General features: G+C 29.1%; 18 protein-coding genes and 1 tRNA gene. 8 read left to right on the plus strand and 11 right to left on the minus strand.

Features of this window, described 5'->3' with window-relative positions; translation table 11 throughout:
• Positions 1–2: 2 nt before the first annotated feature.
• The 3 genes from OD91_RS05295 to OD91_RS05305 are packed head-to-tail and all read right to left on the minus strand — an operon-like array spanning position 3 to position 3,399.
• The gene (locus OD91_RS05295; protein WP_255513185.1) at positions 3–1,358 is read right to left on the minus strand and encodes a hypothetical protein; all 1,356 of its coding nucleotides are present in this window, start codon (positions 1,356–1,358) and stop codon (positions 3–5) included.
• Positions 1,359–1,372: 14 nt separating this feature from the next.
• A complete protein-coding gene (locus OD91_RS05300; RefSeq protein ID WP_144895346.1) occupies positions 1,373–2,674 on the minus strand; it encodes a hypothetical protein in 1,302 nt (433 codons plus the stop codon).
• Positions 2,671–3,399 carry a type III pantothenate kinase gene (locus OD91_RS05305; RefSeq protein WP_144895347.1) on the minus strand — a complete coding sequence of 243 codons (729 nt, stop codon included), beginning with the start codon at positions 3,397–3,399 and terminating at the stop codon, positions 2,671–2,673. Before OD91_RS05305 ends, OD91_RS05300 begins: the two co-directional genes overlap by 4 nt.
• A 98-nt stretch (positions 3,400–3,497) precedes the next feature.
• On the opposite strand from OD91_RS05305, the gene OD91_RS05310 reads away from it, so the two are divergent.
• A tRNA-Phe gene (locus OD91_RS05310) sits at positions 3,498–3,570 on the plus strand.
• 37 nt (positions 3,571–3,607) lie between these two features.
• Here the strand turns inward: OD91_RS05310 and OD91_RS05315 are convergent.
• From OD91_RS05315 to OD91_RS05345, 7 genes are read right to left on the minus strand one after another with little or no spacing between them, the layout of a single operon-like run.
• The gene (locus OD91_RS05315; RefSeq protein ID WP_144895348.1) at positions 3,608–4,438 is read right to left on the minus strand and encodes a pseudouridine synthase; all 831 of its coding nucleotides are present in this window, start codon (positions 4,436–4,438) and stop codon (positions 3,608–3,610) included.
• A 47-nt stretch (positions 4,439–4,485) separates the two neighbouring features.
• Positions 4,486–5,403 carry a geranylgeranylglycerol-phosphate geranylgeranyltransferase gene (locus OD91_RS05320; RefSeq protein WP_144895349.1) on the minus strand — a complete coding sequence of 306 codons (918 nt, stop codon included), beginning with the start codon at positions 5,401–5,403 and terminating at the stop codon, positions 4,486–4,488.
• A 10-nt stretch (positions 5,404–5,413) separates the two neighbouring features.
• Positions 5,414–6,340, minus strand: coding sequence for a mevalonate kinase (locus OD91_RS05325; protein WP_144895350.1), 927 nt, complete (start codon positions 6,338–6,340; stop codon positions 5,414–5,416).
• Between the two features lie 60 nt (positions 6,341–6,400).
• Positions 6,401–6,892 (minus strand): toxin-antitoxin system YwqK family antitoxin, encoded by a 492-nt coding sequence (locus tag OD91_RS05330; protein ID WP_144895351.1) that lies wholly within the window; start codon positions 6,890–6,892, stop codon positions 6,401–6,403.
• A 19-nt stretch (positions 6,893–6,911) separates the two neighbouring features.
• Complete coding sequence (locus OD91_RS05335) at positions 6,912–8,006, minus strand: diphosphomevalonate/mevalonate 3,5-bisphosphate decarboxylase family protein (protein WP_144895352.1); 1,095 nt, start codon at positions 8,004–8,006, stop codon at positions 6,912–6,914.
• 33 nt (positions 8,007–8,039) lie between these two features.
• Complete coding sequence (locus OD91_RS05340) at positions 8,040–8,750, minus strand: LytTR family DNA-binding domain-containing protein (protein WP_144895353.1); 711 nt, start codon at positions 8,748–8,750, stop codon at positions 8,040–8,042.
• Positions 8,743–9,789, minus strand: coding sequence for a sensor histidine kinase (locus OD91_RS05345; RefSeq protein ID WP_144895354.1), 1,047 nt, complete (start codon positions 9,787–9,789; stop codon positions 8,743–8,745). The genes OD91_RS05340 and OD91_RS05345 overlap by 8 nt, the downstream gene beginning before the upstream one ends.
• A 211-nt stretch (positions 9,790–10,000) precedes the next feature.
• Between OD91_RS05345 and OD91_RS05350 the strand changes: the two genes are divergently transcribed.
• The 7 genes from OD91_RS05350 (at position 10,001) to OD91_RS05375 (ending at position 14,349) form a co-directional block, all read left to right on the plus strand.
• The gene (locus OD91_RS05350) at positions 10,001–10,357 is read left to right on the plus strand and encodes a hypothetical protein (RefSeq protein ID WP_144895355.1); all 357 of its coding nucleotides are present in this window, start codon (positions 10,001–10,003) and stop codon (positions 10,355–10,357) included.
• Between the two features lie 40 nt (positions 10,358–10,397).
• Positions 10,398–11,720, plus strand: a complete 1,323-nt coding sequence (locus tag OD91_RS05355) for a serine hydrolase (protein WP_144895356.1) — start codon at positions 10,398–10,400, stop codon at positions 11,718–11,720.
• Between the two features lie 113 nt (positions 11,721–11,833).
• Positions 11,834–12,112 carry a hypothetical protein gene (locus tag OD91_RS05360; RefSeq protein WP_255513186.1) on the plus strand — a complete coding sequence of 93 codons (279 nt, stop codon included), beginning with the start codon at positions 11,834–11,836 and terminating at the stop codon, positions 12,110–12,112.
• A gap of 72 nt (positions 12,113–12,184) precedes the next feature.
• Positions 12,185–12,340, plus strand: a complete 156-nt coding sequence (locus OD91_RS13480; RefSeq protein ID WP_186434409.1) for a hypothetical protein — start codon at positions 12,185–12,187, stop codon at positions 12,338–12,340.
• A 39-nt stretch (positions 12,341–12,379) separates the two neighbouring features.
• A complete protein-coding gene (locus OD91_RS05365; RefSeq protein ID WP_144895357.1) occupies positions 12,380–12,853 on the plus strand; it encodes a hypothetical protein in 474 nt (157 codons plus the stop codon).
• Between the two features lie 121 nt (positions 12,854–12,974).
• Positions 12,975–13,484, plus strand: a complete 510-nt coding sequence (locus OD91_RS05370; protein ID WP_144895358.1) for a hypothetical protein — start codon at positions 12,975–12,977, stop codon at positions 13,482–13,484.
• A 274-nt stretch (positions 13,485–13,758) separates the two neighbouring features.
• A complete protein-coding gene (locus OD91_RS05375; protein WP_144895359.1) occupies positions 13,759–14,349 on the plus strand; it encodes a hypothetical protein in 591 nt (196 codons plus the stop codon).
• Between the two features lie 18 nt (positions 14,350–14,367).
• Here the strand turns inward: OD91_RS05375 and OD91_RS05380 are convergent, their stop codons facing one another.
• A complete protein-coding gene (locus tag OD91_RS05380; protein ID WP_144895360.1) occupies positions 14,368–15,579 on the minus strand; it encodes an NAD(P)/FAD-dependent oxidoreductase in 1,212 nt (403 codons plus the stop codon).
• Positions 15,580–15,586 lie beyond the last annotated feature (7 nt).

Genomic DNA, 15,586 nt, shown 5'->3' on the forward strand with positions numbered 1-15,586 from the left:
TCTTAGTTATTTGGTACTCTAGCAGATTCTCCAATCCAACAACCAATTCTATGAGAACTTCCTGGAGCTATACCTTCTGTAAAAATCAATTTTTTAGAAGGTGCTTGTTTCATATAACTTCTTGCATACCTATTTGCTTTTGCAGAAATACTTGGATCTATAGCTGCTGCTCTTCTCGCTTTGTTAGCCGCTGCAACATATACCATTCTTTTAGCAAATTCATTTTTACCACAAGAGTTTGCACTAGAAGCATACATCCCCGCAATAAATAAATATGCTTTTCCTAGGTTAGGATTAAATTGTAATGCTTCCATTGCCAATCTTCTTGCCTGTCCTTTTCTACCTTTATCTTTTGCATTCTGAGCAAATTTCAACTTAAATTTAGCTTTCTTAAAAGGATCAGTTTCTAAGTCAAATGCTTTTTGACGCATTGCATCAGCTTCTGATGATTGTCCGTTTTTATCTAAAACTCCAGCTAAGAAACTATATGCATCCGCAGATGGAGAAGCTTCGGCATATGCCTGTGCTAACTCTGCATATAATGGATCTGATTGACATCCTTTATTGTGCATTCTAGATACTGCTCTTTTCAACCATTGTCCATTCCCTTTATTAGCATCTAAGTCTCTTCTATATAATGGAACTAATCTTTCACAAGTAGCAATTTCAGATAAAATTCTATCAAACTGCCCTTCAACTGTACCCAAAGCTTTAGAATTTACACTATAAATTCTTTTCTTTCTTTTTTCTGATTTAGATAACGTTTTAGTAGAATCTAATAATGGTACTAACTTTTTAGTATAGTCATCTAATTTTTCCTGAACAGACTCCATTACATCATCATATGTATCAAATACCTTCTGAGGATTTGTATCTTTATTTCTATCAGTTATTCCTTGAAAATATTTGTAAATATTTTTTACACCCATTTTAGTTGGGTCAATTTCATATGCTTTTTGCAATAAGTTAAAAACTTCATCTTTTGAAGCTAATTTATTAGCATCTAAAAAAGTAGCATAATCACTGTGTACTTTTGCAGGATTCTTTTTTGGAAACCATTTTAATCTTTGATCGTAAATTCTTTTTACAAATTTAAAAGCTTCATCTTTATTGGATGCGTTTTTAAATCTAGCTTTAGCTATTTTATCTCCTTTTTGATAAACACTTACATAATTGCTTGCACAATTATCTAAAAGGTAAATAAGGTTAACATAGGCATCATCATATTTCTTTGAACCATAATCCCCATTAAAAAGGTTAGCCTTTAAAGCACACTGTTGATCTGCCTGTGCATTTGTTTTTGTTGTTGTAGCTACTAATAATATAGCTGCTAATAAAAACGTAACTTTTTTCATCATTTATCTGTTTTTTATTAATCAATCTTTCTTTTCTGGAACCAAGCTTGACCTGAAAAGGCATTTAAGGATAAACTTAACCTAAAATTGAAATAACTTTCTTTAATTAAATTATTGTTAGTAGTTCCTTTCTGCCCATATTCAAAACCAATATTCAAATTAGACAACTTGTTTCCCAGTGGTAGACCTAATCCAAAAGACATGCCAAAGTCGTTTATGGTCTCAAAATTATTTCCTGTCCCAGTACCATCTATCTGTAAACCAGTCTTTTCAAAACGTAATCCTGTTCTATAAGTAACTCTTTTCCAATAGCCGTTAATTGCATTTACTCTAGGAATATAAAAACCACCTAAAGAAAACCTAGTTGAATTTTCATATGAAAATGAATTTGTAGTGTTATTTAAAAAACCAGCAAATTGCAATGCATCTCTAGATTTATATTCCAATCCTGCATACCATTTATTTTCTACACCAATTCCACCTCCTATAGTTGTTTCAAGAGGTAATTTATAAAACCCAGAAATTGTTCCTGAAGAAATTGTATCTCTTGGAATTTCTGCACCAGTTACACCAAGTGTTAGTGAATATAAATTTTCTTCACCATTTGCTGAAATGTCTGTTCCTAATTTATAGGAAGCTCCAAATCCTAAATCAACTTTATTTTTTAATTTCTTTTTGTACAAAGCACCTAATTTCACAGAACCTCCTCTAGTAATAATATCTTCACTGTGTTTGGAAGCCAAGGTTACATTTATTCTTCTGTTAAGCACACTATTTTCGAGCCTCCCAAAAGAATAATCGGCTTCAATCCCTAAAGAGAAATCTTTAAAAACTTTGATTCCAAAACTTCCATACAATCTATTGACACCCCCATTTCCAGAAAATCTGGTTATTTCTATGGCATCTCCATTTGCATCTGTAATTTGGTTCGTTAACGAATAACCAACAGATGATATTGGTTGTAAACCAACTACAAATCCTGCTTTCTGACCAATTGGAAATCCAAAACTAATATAATTTAAACTTGTTGAGTTTGATGTTTGTGCACCAGAAGCATCTTCTATTGTTAATCTATTATTTAAGATTCCAAAAGAATAAGTAGTTAATCTTAAATGCGCATTGGCTGCTGGATTTGTAAAGTTTAAATAGTATCCACTTGCAAAAGCAACCCCTATACCTCCCATGGAAGCCTGCTCAACAGTTTTGGGACTAAACTCTTGTCCTATTCCGAAAAAAGAATATGGTGACGAATTTGTTCTTTGTGCTGTTAGTAATGTTGCGGTTAGTAGTAAAAATATCAGTAAAACCCTTCTAATCATTCCTCTTTATTATATATCAATAATGTATTTAAACCCTCTAGTAGAAAATTTTGATTGGCAAATATGCTACTTTTTAATTGTTTAGCCAAGAAATTTGTATCTCCACCTGTTAAAACTACTGTTAAATCTGTATATTTTTCTTTATACTGAGAAATTACACCTTCAATTTCTTTTATAACCCCATTTACAATACCAGAATTCATACTTTCATTCGTAGAATTTCCAATGAAGTTATCAGGTATCTTTTTTTCAATTAATGGTAATTTTCCAGTAAAATTATGCAATGCTTTATACCTCATTTCTACACCTGGTGAAATTGCCCCGCCTAAATATTCTTTTTTATTATTTACAAAATCAAACGTGATACAAGTTCCAGCATCAATAACCAGCACATTTTTATTCCTATATTTATGTATTACTCCAGATGCTAATGCTATTCTATCAACTCCTAAAGTTTGTGGAGTTTTGTATAAATTTTTAAAAGGTACTTTAGTTTTTGACGAAACTAGCAAGGTATCTGCTAAAATCGATATCCTTTTTAACTTATAATCACTAATTTTTGCAACCGAAGACACTATAATTGAAGTAATATTTCTTTTTTTTACAATTTTTTTTATTTCAGAAACAATTCTTGATGTATCCAAAATAAAAAGCTCCACTAAAGTATCTTGCTTAAAGACAGCTGCTTTAACTCTAGTATTTCCTACATCAATAATTAAATTCATTAAATTGTTTTAATCTGATTTCAAAAATACAATAGATTTTTTAATTTTTATTTGGCACATGTAAAAAACCCGTTTATATTTGCATCCGCTAAAGCGATGGTACCTTAGCTCAGTTGGTAGAGCAAAGGACTGAAAATCCTTGTGTCCCTGGTTCGATTCCTGGAGGTACCACAAAAAATCCCAAGCAATTTGCTTGGGATTTTTGTTTTTACAAATTCTGTAAATTAATGGTTTCTTGAGATGTTAACTCTCGCCATCTACCTCTTGGTAAATTCTTCTTGGTTAACTCTGCAAAAACAACTCTATCTAGTTTTACTACTTTATATCCAATATGCTCAAATATTTTACGAACGATTCTATTTCTTCCTGAATGTATTTCTATCCCAACTTCTGTTTTCTTTTCACCTTCTACATAAGAAACTGCATCAATAAATACTTTTTTACCTCCAATAACTACATCACCTCTTAATTTATCTAAATCTTTCATATCAAGTTTTCTATCTAAAGATGCGTGATATAATTTACGAATAACATGTTTTGGATGTGTTAATTTTTTAGCTAATTCACCATCATTAGTAAATAACAGCAAACCTGTTGTCATTCTATCTAATCTCCCTACAGGATAAATACGCTCAGAAGTTGCATTAGCCACTAAATCCATTACTGTTTTCCTACCTCGTTCATCATCCATGGTAGTAATATAATTTTTAGGTTTGTTTAATAAAACGTAACGCTTTTTTTCGATAGAAAGTAAAGTTCCATCAAAGCGAACTTCATCGCCAGGCTGAACTTTATAACCCATTTCTGTAACTAATTTCCCGTTTACAGCAACACTTCCATGCTCAATATATGTATCAGCTTCACGCCTAGAGCAAACTCCTGAATTAGCAATGTATTTATTTAAACGAATTCCTGAAGTATCGCTTTTTGGAGCCCCAGATTGTTTTTTCTTAAAAGGTTTTTGAAATCTTTTTTTATTCTGAGGAGTGCTGTTTTTGCCAGCTTGTCGTCCTCTCGACGAGTTTTTATTTGAATCCATTTTTTGATTTTAAAATGCCCGCAAATTTACAGTTAAATATTTGATTTCTAGTTTAATTTATCAATCACTTTTTCTACAATTAAACTTGTATCGATAAAAAGTAATGATAAAACACCAATAACTAAAAGAAACTTTAGAACATTATGTAGAAAACCGTATTGTTTCCTTTTAGTAGAAACCCATAAATAGATTCCCACAAAAATCAATATCAATAGAGCAAAATAGAAATAATATTTCATCAAACTTATAGCTGGATAACTAAATAATATTACAATAGGAATTACCGTTAAAAACAATAAGAATATTGAAACTTGTTTTGTTCTTTTTTCTCCGTACGCTACTGGAAAGGTTTTATAATTATTTATTATAGCTCCTTTTATATTTTCTAATTCTTTAATTAATTCACGCACCATAATCACTAAAAAAAGAAAAATTGCGTGCACAAATATGATTTTAGAAAAGTTTTTAAAGTAAATAAAAACTGCAAAAAATGGTAACATCATTAAAATTGTTGCTGAAAAAATTCCTGTAAAAGGGAATCGTTTCAATTTATGGGAGTAGAACCAAATTCCGAATATATATATTGAGAAAAACAAAGCAACACGCCAAGAAACTAAAAATCCAATACTAACACCTACAATATTTAAAAAGAAATAAATAGACAGTTTTGTTGATTGTTTTATATAACTATCTATCCCCGTTTTTAAAGGCCTATTAATAGTATCTGCTTTAGAATCGTAAAAATTATTGATAATATAACCAGCAGCAACCACAAAAACTGAGGCTAAAACAATATAAAATAAATGACTATCTAAAATTACAGCTCTGGGTGATTTTTTGGGAGAGAAAATAAATATAGCTGCTAAGTATTGAGCAGCAACCAATACCAAAATATTGTACCCTCTTATAACCGATAAAAAACTGAATAGTTTATATAATAATACAATTGGTTTAGTAGTAGCCATAGTAGTAGCACTAAAATCTATACACCAACTCTAATTTGTAGTCTTTTAAACTTTCTTGGGCTTTTTGATAGTCTTGGGCAAATCCTAAAATATAACCACCACCACCTGATCCGCAAAGTTTTAAGTAATAATCGTTTGTTGCAATTCCTTTTTCCCAAACTTTATGAAAAGCTGTTGGAATCATCGGTTTAAAATTAGTTAAAACTACTTTAGAAAGGTTTTTAACATTCCCGAATAACGATTTAATGTTTCCATGTAAAAAATCATCGATACAAGCATCTGTATGTTTAACAAATTCTTCATTCAACATTTTTTTGAACCCTTCATTTTTCATCTTATTCATAAAGATGTTAACCATAGGTTCTGTTTCACCAACTTGCTCTGAATCTAATAAGAAGACTGCTCCTTTCCCTTCTTTTTGTGAAGGAATTCCAGCAGGCTCAATATTTTCTTTAGAGTTGATTAAAATTGGTAAACTTAAATATGAGTTTAATGGATCTAAACCAGAACTTTTTCCGTGAAAGAATGATTCCATTAAAGAAAATATAGCTTTTAACTTTAATAATTTATCGCGAGTTAAATTTTCTAAAACAGTAATTTTATCGCTTGCATATCGATCATAAATTGATGCCACTAAAGCACCAGAACTTCCAACACCATAACCTTGTGGAATAGAAGAATCGAAATACATCCCGTTATCAATATCTGCCTTTAATGTTTCTAAGTCAAAAGAAACTAAATCAGTATCTATGTCAACTAAGTAGTTATATAAAGCCAGTAAGTTTTTATTTGATTGTAAATATTCTTCTGATGAATTTTCAGAAGTTTTTAAAGCTCCTTTATAAGAGTTAAAAGGTATTGCTAGTCCTTTAGAATCCTTAATAATGCCATATTCTCCAAAGAGCAATATTTTAGCATAAAATAATGGTCCTTTCATCAACTTTTTGATTTTTCTTTAGTACAAAAATACAATTTATAGCGCATACTATTCAGATTCCTATTCATTTTTATAAAAAGTTTTCCAAACACCAACTTTTTCGCCATCCTTATATTTTCCTTTAATTTTAATTTTTCCGCTTTTATAAAACTCTTTCCAAATTCCTGCGCGCATGCCTTTATTATATTTCCCTTGCTCCTTTACTTCGCCACTTTCATAATAGACTTCACGCTTTCCATGTAACCTTCCTTTTTCGTAACGGACCTTTTGGTACGGGTTTCCATTCGTATGAAAATACATCACTACACCCTCATATTCTTCTTTCAAAGGAGTATTAACAGAACTAAAACCTTCCATTTGTTTTACACCGTTTTTGTAAAAATCTACAATCCAAAATCCATTTCCTTTCTTAGCTGGAATTGGTCTATAATATGTTGCTTTTTGTTTGGATGTAATATTCCAATTGCTATCAAACCAAACGGTTTCTTGAGCGTTTATTGAGGAAGTTAAAAACCCAACAAACATTATAATAACTAATGTTGAAGTTTTCATTTTTTGTTGATTTAAGATTCTAAAGCTTTTTTGCTCCCAACCCTGTGTTATCACAAATATACTGATTTTTTTGGCAATGCTTAGAAAGCACTCTTTCTATAAAGGTTTCGACAGCTTTTTTCTCATCTAAAGGATACAATACATGCACATTTGCACCAGCATCTAATGTAAAACATATATTACTTTTATGTTCTTCTCTATATTGCCAAATTTTATTAATAATTTCCAAAGTATTCGGTTTCATTAAAATAAAATACGGGTTACTTGCCAACATCATTGCATGCAGTGTTAAAGCTTCACTTTCTACAAGATTTATAAATTCTTTTATCTCGCCGTTTTGTAGAATTTCTGATAGTTTCTCTAAATTCTCATTCGCTTGTTTAAATCGATTTTCTGCATAAGGGTGATTATGCATTAACTGATGTCCAACGGTTGAAGAAACTTGCTTCTCCCCTTTATCAACTAATAAAATAGTGTCTTGATAATTTTCAAAAATTGAATGTACTTTATGTGGAAATTTAACACCAAATAAATCCGAGCTTCCTTCTATTGCTGGGTGATTTCCCCAAACAACTAATGGCCCTTCTACACTTCTACTAGCACTACCTGAACCTAGTCTCGCTAAAAATGATGCTTTTTTATTGATAAACTCAGCTGTTAATTCAGAATTTAATTCCTTTTCCAAACTCAATAAACACATAGCTATTGCAGATAATCCGCTTGCAGAAGAAGCAATTCCACTACTATGCGGAAAAGAATTTTCTGACTCAATAGTCATTCTGTATTCAAAAATATACGGACAATACGCTTTTATTCGTTCAAAAAACTGTGCGATTTTAGGTTTAAACTCTTCTTTCTTTTTTCCTTCAAAAAACAATTCGAATTGAGGTGTAAATCTTTCGACTTCACTCAAAATGACATTCTTTTCAAACTGAATACTTGTTATCGTATGACAATTGTTTAATGTAAAACTAATAGATGCGTTTTTTGGAATTTGAGGATCGCTTTTCCCCCAATATTTAACCAATGCAATATTACTTGGAGTTTGCCAAGTAACTTTAAAATTATCAATAGATTTTGAAAATGAATTCGGAATAAATTGTGCTGTATTCAACGTATAAATTTTGGGGTAAAGATAAAATTTACACTACACTTTTGCTAATTTTTGTAAAACCGTTTCTTTATAACTTCTACTTATTGGTATTGCTTTTTTTCCAACTTCAATAAATTCGTTTGTGTAAGAGGTGATTTCTTGTAATGAAACAATATAGGATCGATGAATTCTTAAGAACTCTTTTGCCGGTAATTTTTCATCAATATTTGTTATGGTTTCTCTTGTAACAATTGAAGTATCATTTGTAATAACCTTAACATAATCGCCTAGACTTTCTATATATTTAATTTGATTAAAATTGATTTTCACCATCTTTCTCTCTGATCTTACAAACATAAAATCCGAAGAAGTTTCTTGCTCATTTTTTTCAACTTTTACAATTTGATGTGTATCAAAAACTTTCTGAACCGCTTCTAAAAATCGATCGAAAGCAATCGGTTTTAATAAATAATCAACTACATTTAAGTTAAATCCATCTACAGCATAATCTCTATAGGCAGTTGTAAAAATTATCTTCGCCTTTTTATTAATAATTTTAGCCAAACTTAGCCCTGTGATTTCTGGCATATTAATATCTAAGAAAAATAAATCTACTTCTTGATTCTGCATAAAAATCATTGCTTCAGAAGCATTTTTACAACTTTTTATCAACTCTAAATTTGGTGTTTTTTCTATATATGACGTAATGATTTCTCTTGCCATTGGCTCATCATCTACAATAACACAACGTACTTTTTTAGACATCTCTTAATGGAATTTTTAAATCAACGTTATATACATTTTCTGAAGATGTAATTCCAAGTTCAAAATTATCTCTATATAACATTTTCAATCTTTTTTTAATATTTTCTAAACCAATCCCTTTTTTAGAATTTACATCTCTTTTTGCTGAATTTTCTATTGCAAACATCAAATGATTATTGGTAGTTTTAAGAATAATATTCACTTTTAAAACATCATCAATTTGTATACCATGTTTAAATGCATTCTCCACAAAAGGCAATAATAACATAGGCGCTATTTGAACTTCATCTGCAAGTAATTCTTTTGAAAAATGAACTTCTAAACTTTCTTGAAAGCGCATTTTTTCTAGTGCAATATAATCTTCTATATGCTTAATTTCATCACTTAACAATACCTGAGGTTTATCAACTTGATATAAAATATAATCTAACAAATTAGACAATTTTAAAATCATATCTGGTGCTTGGTCAGATTTTTTTAAGGCAAAACCATATAATGTATTTAAGGTATTAAAGAGAAAATGTGGGTGAATTTGCATCTTTAAAAATTTAAGCTCCTGCTCCTTTAATTGAAGCTGAGTTTGTAGAAACTTATTTTTTAAATCTTCATTTTTAATGCTAGACAGATAACTATACATCACCAAACTTAATGCTGTTGCTATCAAAACCACAAAATAGATTCCTAAAATTATTAAAGGTAATGATTTGGTGAGCGCTTCATTATTTACATCAACTAAATAAGAAGAAAAAAACAATCCATAAAAAACAGAAATAATAATTCCTGAAAAGGAAATGATAAACGTATAAAAACTATAGAGCGCAAATAGCGTATATTTTTTTTTGAGTAAATAATTAGGAATTAAATACAAAACCACAAAATAGCTTACTAAAATAGTAATTGGCATTAAATACCCCGAAAAACTATTTACATAATTAATATTTGTGCTTCCATAGCCTAAAAAATAGGTGTAAAAAAAGTAAACACCAATCCAAAAGAGTATGTTTAGTGTGATATAAAAAAAATACTTCGCTATTTTCATACCCTTGCAATATCTACTTTTTTAGAGAAAACTCATCTTTTTTGCGATAAAATTCACGAAATTGGTGTTCAATAACCGATTTAACAATTTTTACTAAAACTTGTGTTATTTTGGTTGAATAGCTAACTTTTTCTTAATAACATCGATTAAAAAAAATAACAGCTTAGAATAAAAATATATTTGAAGCATAATAACTTTAAAACATAAAATTATGAAACTAATATTTGCTAATTTATTAAACGACGGAGGACCAACATTTATGTATCCAACATTATTAATGCTTATTATTTGTATTGCTTTAATAGTTAAAGCCTTTTTAAAAGGTGATGCAACTGGTAAAACAGTATCATTGATAAAACATATTAGTCTTTTTGTATTGGTTTGGGGATTTCTAGGTTTATTTATTGGATTAATTGGTGCTTTTGATTCTATACAAATGGCAAATGAAATTAGCTCTGGTGTCTTAGCTGGAGGTTTAAAAATTGGTTTATTATCGCCATCTTTTGGAATGTTAACTTTTTTAGTCGCTAGACTTGGAATTATTGGATTGATTTTTAAGGAAAAATAAACCTACACTTTCTGATTAATTCACTTATAAAATTTTTATTATGAAAAAATGCACTCTTATTTTTTTAACCCTTCTATGCTCTTTATTTTCTGAAGCTCAAATTGCAAACAAAGAAAACTTAGATCAATTATTCGATACTTTTGAAAAGGAAAATAAAGCTATGGGAACTGTTTCTATTTTAAAAAACGGTCTAGAAACATATCAAAAATCTTTTGGCCTTTCAAACATTAAATTAGACAAGAAAGCTAACGAATATACTAAATACAGAATTGGTTCAATTACAAAAACGTTTACCGCAACTATTATTTTACAATTAGTAGAAGAAGGAAAGTTAAGTCTATTAAGTTTGGTCAGTGATTATTTTCCTCAGATACCAAATTCAAATAAAATTACAATAAAAAACTTATTATATCACAGAAGTGGGCTATATAATATTACTAAAGAAAAAGGGTTTCATGTTTGGATTAGCAAATCTAGAAATAGAAAAGAAATGCTGGCTAAAATAACTAACCATAAAGTAGATTTTCAACCTAATGAAAAAACAGCTTACTCTAACACCAATTATATCTTACTTTCATTCATCGCTGAAAAAATTGACAAAAGAAAATTTTCTAAAATATTACAAAGAAGAATTATAAAACCTCTAAATTTAAAAAGAACCATATTTGGAAAAAAAATTAAAATTAAAAAGAATGAAGCCTTCTCTTATTATTGGGAAAATACTAAATGGAACCCAATAACTTTAGAAACAAACTTAAAAGGGCCAATGGGAGCTGGAGCAATTGTTTCAACAGCAAAAGAAATAAATGTTTTTTACAGTAATTTATTTTCTGGAAAACTAATTTCTGAAAATTCATTGCAAAAAATGACAACTCCAATAAATGGTATGGGAATGGGACTTTCTGTTATGAAATACAAAGGTTTATTAATTTATGGACATGATGGTGGAATAGATGGTTTTAGGTCAATGGCAGCTTTTATACCAAAAAAGAAACTTTCTATTGCTTTTACACTTAATGCTTCTAATATTTCAACAAGCGGTACTCTAATTGAAATTATTGATACTTACTTTAAAAACGACCCTACCGTAAAAGACATTCCTTTAATTGATTTAAAAACGGAAGATTTAGACAAGTATTTAGGCATTTATAGTGGAAGTTCTTTTCCTTTAAAAGTAACAATCACAAAAAAAGAAAATGTCCTATATGCTCAAGCAACTGGGCAACCCATATTTAAATTGAATGCTTCAAAGAAAAATGTCTTTAACTATGACCCTTTAGGAATTAAATTCACGTTTACCCCAAAGAACAATTCTGTAACTGTAAAATTTCAAGGAAATAATCATCTCTTAACAAAAGAATAATTACAATAAATCTAAGTGTAAAACTCTAACTTTATGATCTTAAGAATGCTCATAAAAATAAGGTAATAGTTTTTTTAGTTAGTTTAATTCAAATACTCATTTCTATTTAAGGAATGAGTATTTTTGTATTTAGAAAAAACAACAAGCGTATTATTACTGTGAATAGAAAAATAAAATTGATTTGGGATTTTAGAGGCGAAGATGCATTAGAAATGGCAAAACATCATTGTTTGCATTTAAAAGAGTTTGCGCTAGCAGATTCTTTATCTTTCCATGAAATAGACTTTAAAGAACTAGATAATTTTTATGCCTTAGCTTTTATTATTGTTGATGAAAAAGACATGAAAATCTATAGAGATTCTCTAAAACCACATAGAGGGGAAATTGCTTAATTAATATTAGTTATCTCCATTTAAATTCGGAATGATTATTGATAAATTCTTCTAATAATTAAATCTTTAAAAATGAAGAATCCGCAATTTCATTATTTGTTAGCATTAATCTTCTTAACAATTGGATGCTCAACATCAAAAAAAACACTGGTTACTACTGCTGATCATCAAAAAAATAAAGAGGTATTAATATATGTTAAAACAGAAACATATGATGATAACATCTAAGAACAATTAATAGATGATCAATTTAGAGAACTTGAAGACTTGACATTACCTAATGTAATAACACATTACAAGAAAAAAGATACTTTAGAGTATGATTGCGAAATAGAAATAGTTTTCGATAAGTTAGTTATTAAAGATAGAAAATATAAAAAAAATAAGCATTTTTCAAAAAACGTTTCATTGCAACAAGCTCAATCTGACGATGGTCCCATAAATCACACAACAAGAGTTTACGGATTTGTTTTTCAAAACATAAAAGAAAGAAAATTACGTTGGGGTATAAAAATGAAAGTTAATGCTAACTCCAATAAATGTAAACTAACAAATAACGTTTTTAAAGGAAAACTTATCTCAAAATCAATAAACAATACAGTAAGTGGAGATGAATCTGCTATATCAAGAAAATATAAAGAACTTCATGGAAAACCTTTATTAAGAGAAAAAGAGATGGTAGAAAAGGTTGTTAAACAGGTGTATAAAAAAATTAAATTTCAGTTTAAAAAACATTCATAATTTTCTTACACTTACTAAATCCAAATAGACGGAAAATAGTCAATTAATTTAGCTAACTTCGTTTTTGTGTGATATAACGAATCAAAACTCGATTATATCGGTAACTATTATTACAACAAGTATGAAAAAACTGATAATAATATACTTTTTGATTTTTAATTCATTTTGTTCATATTCTCAAACAAATGAAAAAATTGAACATTTATTAGATGAAATATTATTAATTGATGGAAATTATAATAATATAATTGAATCTAAACAGGCTAATGAACTAATTTCTTATGGAGAAAAAATCTTACCTAAATTGACTTTTTTCTTTACATCTCTTGAAATTTCAAAATTGAGTTATAAATGCTACAATTATAATTTTACAAAAGGAGAAATCAGCATAATGATAGCTGAAAGAATTGAGCCAATTCCTAATTTTAAGATAAAATATCCTGTTGAAAATTATTTATGGGCAGGATGTAAAGGATTCCCTAAATGGGTTAACTATAATATACAAAAAATAAGGGTTGGAGGACTAGAACAATTTAAACTTATATACACTAAATGGTTGAACAGTTCAAAAAGAAAAAGGATTAATAGAAAGAACAAAAGGAAACTTAAAAAGATGAAGAAGCACCTTTAGGTATGACCGTATAAAATTAATTGCTAGTTATAGTCAATTTACGAAAGTCCTAACAGACTTTCTATCTGTGATTTATTTGCAAACTTTAGTGCTTAAACGACACAACTGAAACATACACAAAAACGAAAACAAACCTCAATCCTCACTCAAAGCTTTCGCACAAATAAAACCACCAGTCCAAGCATTTTGGAAGTTTAAATTTTTAGTAACAGAATCAATATATAAAACTTCCCAAACAAAAAAGATTTATATATTTTTACTGAAAATTATTAAGATGATAAAATTTAAAAAAATAATTTACTTTACCCTTATAGCTTTTAGCTATACTTCGTTCGCTCAATTTAGTGAACCTTACAGGCCGTCAAAAGCAGTTCTCGTATCTGGTGACACTTTATTAGGAATGGGTAAAATAAAAAATAAGTCATATAAATATAAACCTCATTTAAAAGCAAAACCTAAACAAATTGACTTTTCTAAAATTGATTTTGTTCAAATTAGACATTCCAAAGACAACATTAAAACATATAAATTTTTATTATTAGAAGGAAAAGAAAAGTATAGAACTGTTCGACCTTCTATTTCTGGAAGTAGAGTAGAATTATTTTTTAATTCTTACAACTTAAGTTCAACTGGAGCTGGAGGAATTAGCGTTAATCAAACTATAACAAAATATTATATTAGAAAAACTGGAGAAGAAAAAATAAAATATCTCGGTAAATATGATCTTTTCGGAAAAATGAGAGAAAATGTTATTAAATATTTTCATGATTGCCCTGATTTAATTGAAAAAATAAAAAATAAAACTTTTAGAATGAGAGATGGTTTAGAAGATGTAATTACATTTTATAATGAAAATTGTAATTAGAAAAAAGTTGAAAAAACCTCAATCTTCACTCAAAGCTTTTGAACAAATAAAACCACCAGTCCAAGCATTTTGGAAGTTAAATCCACCAGTGACGGCATCAATATTTAATACTTCTCCAACAAAAAAGAGGTTATTATGTTTTCTGCTTTCAAAACGTTTAAAATTTATTTCTTTTAAATCTACACCCCCAGCTGTAACAAATTCTTCTTTAAATGTAGTTCTTCCATTGGCATTATAAACACCTTTTGTTAATTGGTTTGCTAAATTTTCTAATTGCTTATTATTTAAATCTGCCCAGTTCTGGTTTTGTATAATTTGGGAAGCAATTACAAAACGCTCCCATAAACGTTTAGAAATTTCAGTAAATGGAGATTTTAAAATGACGGTTTTTCTCGGTTCTTTCTTTTTTAAATTCAATAGAACGTTTAGAATTTTATCGGTAGGTCTTGACAACCAATTTACCTCAACATTGTATTGATATTTTTTATCAGCTAAAATACGCGCACCAAAAGCAGAGAGTTTTAAAATCGCAGGACCGCTCATTCCCCAATGCGTTATCAATAAAGGTCCAGAAGCTTCTAATTTTGTTCCAGTAATCGTTACGGTAGCATTTGGCACAGAAACCCCTAACAAATCTACCAAACGTTTATCGTTGATATTAAATGTAAATAAAGACGGAACAGGTTCTATTATAGTATGATCTAAGGTTTTACACAATTCCCAAACTTTTTTACTAGAACCAGCAGCAATCACTACTTTATCTGCAATAAATTTATGCTCTTTTGTGTTAACAAGCCACTGGTTTTCTTGTTGATAAACTGAATTTACTCCACAGTTTTTCAACACTTTAATACCTAGTTTATCAACAGCATTCTCAAAACAATCTATAATAGCTTGACTAGTATTTGCTTCTGGAAAAACACGATTATCACCTTCAATTTTTAAAGGCACGCCTTTATTTTCAAACCATTCAAAAGTATCGCCAGTCATAAACTGATGAAATGGTCCCAATAACTCTTTTTCTCCTCTCGGATAAAATTTTACTAATTCTTTTGGCTCAAAACATGCATGAGTAACATTACAACGTCCACCTCCAGAAATCTTTACTTTCTGCAAAACGTCATTCCCTTTTTCTAGAATGGTTATATCTAAATTTGGATTATTCTCTTTTGCGTTTATGGCTGTAAAATATCCTGCAGCTCCACCTCCGATAATGATAATTTTATTCATATTATTT

It is taken from the genome of Lutibacter sp. Hel_I_33_5 (genome assembly GCF_007827455.1).
Classification (GTDB): Bacteria; Bacteroidota; Bacteroidia; order Flavobacteriales; family Flavobacteriaceae; genus Polaribacter.